The sequence below is a fragment of the Nocardia brevicatena NBRC 12119 genome (assembly GCF_000308495.1).
Taxonomy (GTDB): Bacteria; Actinomycetota; Actinomycetes; order Mycobacteriales; family Mycobacteriaceae; genus Nocardia; species Nocardia brevicatena.
Genome location: NZ_BAFU01000019.1, coordinates 116,369 through 123,769, shown reverse-complemented (window position 1 = coordinate 123,769; position 7,401 = coordinate 116,369). Strand labels below are relative to the sequence as shown.

Here is a 7,401-nt window from a genome sequence, read left to right as displayed (position 1 = left end):
AACGGCCGATCTTCGCCACGGTCGCTCCCCGAACCAAGTCAGCAGGGTCAGGTCACCCGGTCGAGCTCTCGACCACAAAACTGTAGTAGCTTCCCGGGCTCGAGGCTGCCAATGCTCGCATGAACATCTCGCCGTCCGATCGGGGGATGAGCCTCATGTCGGCGTAATCCGGTATCCCTTGTTCGTAGTACTGGCGAGCGAGCCTGCCCCATGCGGAACCATCGAAGATATCCACCGTGACCCCTGAACTCGCAGACCAGCGGAACTCGGCGACACGTTCGGGCTCGCCAGATTTGCTGGCGAACATTGCTATCGTCCCAGGGGTTCCATTCATCACATCTCGTCTCTGCTCAGCTCGCCGGGAAGTTTGGGGTGATCCATCCAATACTGGAGTATGTGAGTATATCCTGGAGGGTAGACGACAGCTTGCGTAATATCGTGCACAATAGCGCAACCCCACGCACTGCCGGTTATTTTTCCTTTCTGAACTTCCGCCAATCGGTCGGCGGCCCACTCCGAAGCCGAAGGTGAGTAGCCTCGTGACTGCAAGAACTCGCGGTATTGATCGGGAGTAACCTGCTTGATACGTTCGACCAGATCCGACGGGAGCGGCTCGCCGATATTATTTGCGACATACGACGATCCTATGTAATTGGCATCGTTGCTCGTGCGCTCCGGGATAATATGCGCATTGTCAACTCTCGACATTTTGCCGTCCAAACCCTTGAGAACGTCGCCGACTTTTCCGTCGCGACCGGCCCTGATGTAGTCGAACATCGCGATCCCTTTCCCTTCCGGGGTTTTAGAACCATAAGCCGGACCATCGTTCGGCACGTACTCCTACAGTGAGCCCCTACCGTGAGGGCCGTTCCACTCGCGTGTATACGGAACATTGCCCACGCCGAGCATCTCGCTGGATTCCCAGGCTGTGATTTCGTTCTTCATCTTCTGGGGGGCGTCCGGACGCGGTTTGTATATACCGATCGGTACGTTTTGATGCACGACAAGGTAGTTCTCCCCCTCCCCGTGGGGCCAGTAGCGGATCTCGAGTTCCTCCAGTGGAGGAAGATTTCGCACACCAGCACGCGATCCTGGCCCGCCCTCGACCACGACATCGAGATGTTGCAATCCGGGCGAACCTGTCGAGCCAGAAGATGGACGAGGCCACCCGTCGTTGGTGGTCCCTGTCTCACGAACGAGCTCTGCGGCCTCTAGGTCGTCTGCTGATTTCTGCCCTACAACATACTTCAGTTCCCCAGCTGTACCACGGGGAAGCTTTTCATGGACGCGCGCTACGCCATCTATCACTTCGGTCGTTTTCAGGCCGACCATCTTGCGGATCCACCTGGCGATCACTTGTCGGCTCTCCGGCCATTACCGGTCGACTTGTCGGCGGCCGGAATATTATCGCCGAACGCGGGATCGGTGGCCATCGGCATTGCCTCGGCCGGTCCGAGGTAGCAGCGCAGCGAGGTCTTCGGGGTCCCGGTCTTCTTCGTGATCTGGGCGAGCGGCCTGCCCTCGCGACGCAGCAGACGAGCGTGCTCGATCTTGTCGTCGGCATGGGCCACTGGTCGGTCGATTCGGCGGCCGGTGGCCTCGGCGACCGCGCAGACGTGGGCGGCGCGTTCGGTGGTGAAGGTGTGCTCCATCCTGGCGAACAACGCCAAAAGCAGCACCGATAACCGACCCAGGCCCTCGTCGGTGGTATCGGTCGGCACCGGATCAGCAAGAGATTTCACTCCGATATCTTGCTCGCGCAGAGGGTGGACGAGGTTCGGCACCTCCCACCGATTGCGGCCCAATCGGTCCAGGGTATGCGCCACGATCCGGTCCCCGGGCCGCGCGCAGCCGAGCAGGTCGGTCGAGACGGGCCGGTCCACACTCGCGCCGGCCTTCTTGTCCACATAGATCCGCGCATCCGGAATTCCCGTCACTGCGAGCACTACCAATCGTTGGTCGAGACTCTGCCCGATCGAGCCGACTCGGGCAGAGCCGAGATTCCCTTCATCGGCCGGATGCTGTCTCGTAGCCAACATACCGAAAATTTACCGGACATCATCTCCGTACGATGCACGGAACAAACCGCCATATTGTCATTGGAACAACTTACGGAACAATCTGTGATCAATCGAACCAGGTCAACCTGGACAATTGATCAACTTTGCTTGTTCGGATACGACCCTAAGTTGTTCCCCACCCGGAAGCGGAACAGGTAGCCGGCGATATGCTCCCACTGATCACATGGCCGTGGGCCGCTCCCCGCGAATGAGACCGCTCGGTATTAGAGTCCTGTTTGGCCTGGTGAGGTCCGAGAAAGGACACTGAACGACATGGCACAGGACGCAAGCGACACTCCGCGGAGGACATCGTGCGAAAGCTCCGGCGAGCCGACGAGCTGACCGCCGCCGGCAAGACCGGCGAGGAAGCCGCCGCCGAGATCGGGGTATCGGCCGCGACGCTGTACAACTGGCGCCGCCAGTACGGCGGTGTCGACACTGCCGCGGCGAAGGAACTCAAGGAGTTGCGGGATCAAAACGCCCGGTTGAAGCGGCTTCTGGCGGATGCGGAGCTGGAGAAGGATGCGTTGCGGGAGATCGCGAAGGGAAAATTCTGAGCCCGGAGACCAAGCGCCGCGCCGTAGACATGCTCAAACAGGTCAAGAGCATGTCCGAGCGGTTCGCGTGCAAGGTCGTCGGGCTCCACAGGTCGACGTATCGGCGGCTGCGGGCCGCGCAGACCCCGGACGATCCGGACGCTGTTGCGCGGGCCTGGCTGCGCGTCTACTCGGTGAAACGTCCCGGTCACGGGTTCCGCCGTGCCTGGGCGGCGCTGCGCTTCGACGAGGGCGCAGGGGTCAACATCAAGAAGGTCCACCGGCTCTGGCGTGAGGAGGGACTGCAGGTCCGCGAACATCACCCTCGGAAACGGGCCGGTATCTCTTCGGCGCCGCCGATCGAGGCGAATGCTCCGAAAGTGGTGTGGGCGTCGGATTTCCAGTTCGACTCCACCGTCGACGGTCGGACGGTGAAGATCGCGTCGATGATCGACGAACACACCCGCGAATCGCTACTGCACGTGGTGGAACGCTCGATCACCGGCGAGCGGCTGGTCGCCGAGCTGGAGAAGGTGTTCACCACGACCGGTGGGCCGTCTCGGGTGCTGCGATTGGACAACGGTCCGGAGATGATTTCGGATGCTCTGCAACGGTTCTGCGCCGACCTGGTCGGGATCTCCTACATTCCCCCGGGCACACCCTGGAACAACGGTTTCGTCGAGTCGTTCAACCGGCGGCTGCGGACCGAGTGCCTCAACCGCAACCACTGGACCAGCCTGCTCGAAGCCCGCGTGGTGATCGGCGATTTCAAGGCCGACCATAACCGGAGGCACCGGCACCCGGCACTGGGCTACCTGACGCCGGCCGAGTACGCTGCGGCCTGCACCCACACCCACCACCCGGTGGCCTGCAAGATCAACTGAACACGGTACGAAATCACCTGGCTCTACTACCGGGTGGTCTCGTCATCGGGGACCGCTCACGATCTTCGCCCTGAACTCCGCCCCGTAACGAGAAGCGTTGGCCTCCATGATCGGGAACAGCAGCACCGAGTTCGGTGAGCGACCCGACAGCAACGACTCCCAGGATTCGGAACCGGCTGCCACCAGGGCGGCGGCCTGCTCCATTTCGGGGCCCAGCTCGCCGGACTCGGCCTGCTCCTGCAATTGCCGGGCCTCGTCCGGGGTTGTCACATTCGTCTGCGCAAGCCGCTCCACCTCCTGTTTCAGCTCGCCCAACGCCGAGGTGAGTCGGGCCAGGACCGCGTTGAAATCATTACTTCGATCCGCAATCGCCATGCTGTGACTCCTGGTTCGACTTCAGGCCTGCGGAGGCTTCGGCAGCGAATCTCGGCTGAACTCGCCGATCGCCGAGACGAAGAGATTGATGATTGCGCGCAGTAGGGTGAAGAAGACGTTCACCACGCTCACCACCGCCTTGTAGAGTTTGAAGGCCTCCCACCCTTTCGCGGCCAGATACGCCTGCCCGTACAACGGTATGGATGCCTTCGTGAAGGCGGCGGTGAGCAGGCTCACGATCAACATGAAGGTATCGGTGGCGTTCTGCGCCAGATTCACTGCTTGTTTGGCGGCGTCGTCGAGGTATTGCGCCGCTTTCCGCATGACCGTTTCGATGCTGTCGAACTTCGTGTTCCACGACCGGAAATGGCCGGCCGCCGCCGTCGACGCCTCGCTTTTCCAGGTCTTCGATATCGCGGTCTGCCCGCCGGCGAGATTGCCCTGCACATCGTCGATGAATTCGGCCAGTCGCCGCCAGGCATCGGCCTGGCCGGTAACCTTCGGGATATCGCCCGCCAGTAGCACGGCGACCTTGGTCCGCGGGTCCGGCCCACCCAGCATCACCAAGAGATCGCAGACTTTGTCCTAGGCGATACCGAAGGAAACCTCCGGTATCGCCTGGTCTCCGCGTACGGGATCCTTCAAATGTTCGGTGGGGGCGGAAGAATCGCCGAACCCGTCGGCGACACCGTCGTCGACAACGGCGACCGGGACGTTACCGTCGAGACCGGCCAGCGACCCCACGATCTGTCGGTCGACATCGACATAGTCGTTGGCCGTTATCGCCAGTGCCTGCTTGGCCCGGTCCATATTCTCGCTGCCGGACAGCAATACATCGTGCAGGGCGGGCAGCAAGGTAGCGTAATCACCTTTGATGAGGTTCATGATGGGGCCGAAATCGGGATCGTTGATATTCCGAACGGCATAATTGTGCCCTTCGAAAAGATGGCCTCCGGACCGGCCGACCTGCTCGGCCCAACCGCGAAGGTCACTGATCTCAACCGACGTTTCCGACGTCAATGTATTCCCCTACAGATATTGTGCTGTCTGCTTCAGACGTCGCCGGTCAGTCGCCCGTACACGATCAGCAGGATTATGTTGAGTACGCAGATTCCTAGAGACCCCCACCACTGCAGGGTCCATGTGCCGCGCATCATGACGAACGCCCCCGCGATACCCAGTCCGCCGGCCACACAATATCCGGTCTTCCAACCCACCCCGGTCGCAGTAAGGCCGATCACGATGGTGAACGAGGACAGCAGCACCGCACCGATCAGGAGTTCGCGCCGGAGCAGCCCTTCGGCCAGCAGAGCGCCGAACCGCATGGCGCCCGGGGCAGCCCTGCCCGGACCCCGCGAATCGCGCTTATCCCCCATGAGCTCTCTTCCTGCGTCCGGTGCCACAGCGATGGTCGCGGCTCCTGTGATACCGGTGAGTCGAACATGGTTCGCGCTCGAGGGCAATGCCCCTCCACAACCTCGTCCGGGTGACCGAACGTGCCCTCGTGAGGTGCCCTTCCTTCTACTACGGCCCATCGAATGCGGGCTCCACCAGCTCGATGAGGTGTTATGCCCCGCCTCGGCGCCCGGGCTTCCGCTCCTGGCTCGACCGGGTTGCGGGACCGGTGAAGCGACAGTCGACAGACCAACATAGCCCACCGGATGTAATGTGGCCGACCGAGTCTGGAACACTCGACCATCAGAAAGGTTTTTTGCTGATGTTCCGTCGTTTCACGACCCCCGCGCCCACCGAGTCCCAGGTGGACGATCTGGTGGCCGGCGCCCTGCCCGACAGGGTGCAGATCGCCCATGAGCGGTTGGCGCACCAGGACGATCCGGCGCTGCTGGAAGCGTTGTCGGAGCGCGAGCTCGCCGCGTCCCGCGAGTTGGCCGAGCTGGTGCGCGACCACGAACGCAACGAGAAACGGGCCCGGATCCAGGCCGCCGCCGACGCCGCCGAGCGGGTACGGCGCACGGCGGCCGAGCTGGCCGAACGCGAGGCCGCCGACCTGCTGCGGGCCGCCCAGGCCATCGGCGAGCAGCGGCGCAGCAGCAGCCCGCACGCGAAGGTGGCCCGGCTGCACCAGCGCAAACCCCGCGTACTGGGCCTGCTCGCCGGTGTGGTGGCGTTCTCGATGCTGTTCTCCGCGGTCACCGTGCAGCAGAACATCGCCCCGGCCGGAGGGGCGGCCAATCCGATGTTCTGGCTGTCCTACGGCCTGGAAGCCCTCATCAGTGCCGTACTGGTCGCGCTGATGCTGTCCACCGCCGACACCGCCGAATGGGGTGTGATCGACAAGCTGTGGCAGGTCTACGTCGTCGAGGGCGTCCTGCTGACCGCGAGTATCGCGTTGAACACCTTCCCGTATGTGAAGACGGGCAATGTGACCGGCTTCGGTATCCATGCGATCGCGCCGATCATGATCGGCGTCGCCCTGGTCACCCACCGACTCGTCGCCGAACGATACGGCCGGGCCATCGAGCAGGCGACGGCAGCGGTGCCCGATCACGAGGATCTTCAGGCCAGACTGGCGGCACTCACCCACGTCGGTGACGCCGCGAACCAGATCCTGCCGGGCATCCTCACCGAGCAGACCGCGCCCACAGGCCCGTCGGCGGACGAGCCCGCCGGCAACTCGCACGAGAGACCGGACGTCTCGACACCGCGGGCCGAGGCCGAAGCAACCCTCGAGAGTGCTGAAGCAGCGCACACCGCTCCCGCCGCCCGGAAACCCGAATCTCCTACCAAACCGGCGCGGGCCGCCTCCGTGCGAATCACCGACCCGGGGCAGCTGTACACCGAACTGGGCATGGCCACGACACCGCTGCAACCCGCCGGACAGAGCCGGCCGGCGACCCCGTTCGATTCGGACCCGGACGAGCACGGACCGACCGAGGCCGACCTGGACGCGCGCCTCGCGGCGGCGTTGCGCGAGACGCTCGACCGGCTGCGGTCCGGCGTGCAACCCCAGCCGACGGCGGCGCCCGGACAGCCATCGCTCGGCGCACAGACCCGCGCTCAGGGCGCCCCCGCTCCCGTGGAAACGGAGAAGGATCGGGCCGCTGTGGTCGACGCGCCCACCGAACCGATCGGGAACAACGGCTCGGAACCGGTCGCCACGCCCCTCGCCGAGGACGGCCCGCCCACGCGGGACGACCACGCGCCGCGCCCGGAGCAAGCCCGACCGGCCACGAACGGAAGCCCGTCGAGCGAACGAGGACCCGAGCTCATCCCGGCCGGCACGTCGCAACAGCGGCCCACCGATACCCTTCAACTCCCGGTGCTCGCTGCACCCGAACCGAACGGCGAGCACCCGCCCGTCGCCGAATCCACCTCTGCCGACGGCGGTGATCAGGCGCGGGAGGCCGACGCCGAACCCGTCGCATCCACGGTCGTCCATCTCGCCGACCGGACTCCGGTCGCGCGCTGAACGACCATCTCCTCGGAGTCGACCGCTGCCTCCGGCCGATAGAACGGGGCGATAGCGGCCCGCCACCGTAAGTGGTGCCGGGTGTCGGGCCGGGGTGGTGCGGTTCGCCCACTCGA

At 64.0% G+C, this 7,401-nt stretch carries 9 protein-coding genes; 2 read left to right on the top strand and 7 right to left on the bottom strand.

All coding sequences use genetic code 11. The features are described from left to right. Nucleotides 1-52: 52 nt before the first annotated feature. The 3 genes from ON20_RS04190 to ON20_RS04175 form a co-directional block, all read right to left on the bottom strand. Complete coding sequence (locus tag ON20_RS04190) at nt 53-307, bottom strand: hypothetical protein (protein WP_040833573.1); 255 nt, start codon at nt 305-307, stop codon at nt 53-55. 26 nt (nt 308-333) lie between these two features. Continuing rightward, a complete protein-coding gene (locus ON20_RS04185) occupies nt 334-834 on the bottom strand; it encodes a hypothetical protein (protein WP_218002433.1) in 501 nt (166 codons plus the stop codon). 518 nt (nt 835-1,352) lie between these two features. After that, entirely contained in the window at nt 1,353-2,039 is a 687-nt protein-coding gene (locus ON20_RS04175) for a recombinase family protein (RefSeq protein ID WP_083864617.1), read from the bottom strand. A gap of 329 nt (nt 2,040-2,368) precedes the next feature. Here ON20_RS04175 and ON20_RS04165 point away from each other — a divergent pair. Continuing rightward, a protein-coding gene (locus tag ON20_RS04165; RefSeq protein ID WP_245547032.1) for an IS3 family transposase occupies nt 2,369-3,480 on the top strand; the annotation gives its coding sequence in 2 pieces (ribosomal slippage) (nt 2,369-2,600 and nt 2,600-3,480; 1,113 coding nt in all). A gap of 42 nt (nt 3,481-3,522) precedes the next feature. Here ON20_RS04165 and ON20_RS04160 read toward each other — a convergent pair. From ON20_RS04160 to ON20_RS04145, 4 genes are all read right to left on the bottom strand, one after another. Beyond that, nucleotides 3,523-3,855, bottom strand: coding sequence for a hypothetical protein (locus ON20_RS04160; protein ID WP_040833568.1), 333 nt, complete (start codon nt 3,853-3,855; stop codon nt 3,523-3,525). Between the two features lie 21 nt (nt 3,856-3,876). After that, the gene (locus tag ON20_RS04155; RefSeq protein ID WP_157228684.1) at nt 3,877-4,419 is read right to left on the bottom strand and encodes a WXG100 family type VII secretion target; all 543 of its coding nucleotides are present in this window, start codon (nt 4,417-4,419) and stop codon (nt 3,877-3,879) included. Nucleotides 4,420-4,440: 21 nt separating this feature from the next. Next, entirely contained in the window at nt 4,441-4,740 is a 300-nt protein-coding gene (locus ON20_RS04150; protein WP_218002432.1) for a hypothetical protein, read from the bottom strand. A gap of 167 nt (nt 4,741-4,907) precedes the next feature. Then, nucleotides 4,908-5,231: a hypothetical protein gene (locus ON20_RS04145; protein ID WP_157228683.1), complete on the bottom strand. Its 324-nt coding sequence runs from the start codon at nt 5,229-5,231 to the stop codon at nt 4,908-4,910. A gap of 341 nt (nt 5,232-5,572) precedes the next feature. Between ON20_RS04145 and ON20_RS37590 the strand changes: the two genes are divergently transcribed. Further along, nucleotides 5,573-7,285 carry a hypothetical protein gene (locus ON20_RS37590; protein ID WP_174361850.1) on the top strand — a complete coding sequence of 571 codons (1,713 nt, stop codon included), beginning with the start codon at nt 5,573-5,575 and terminating at the stop codon, nt 7,283-7,285. The last annotated feature ends 116 nt before the right edge of the window (nt 7,286-7,401 follow it).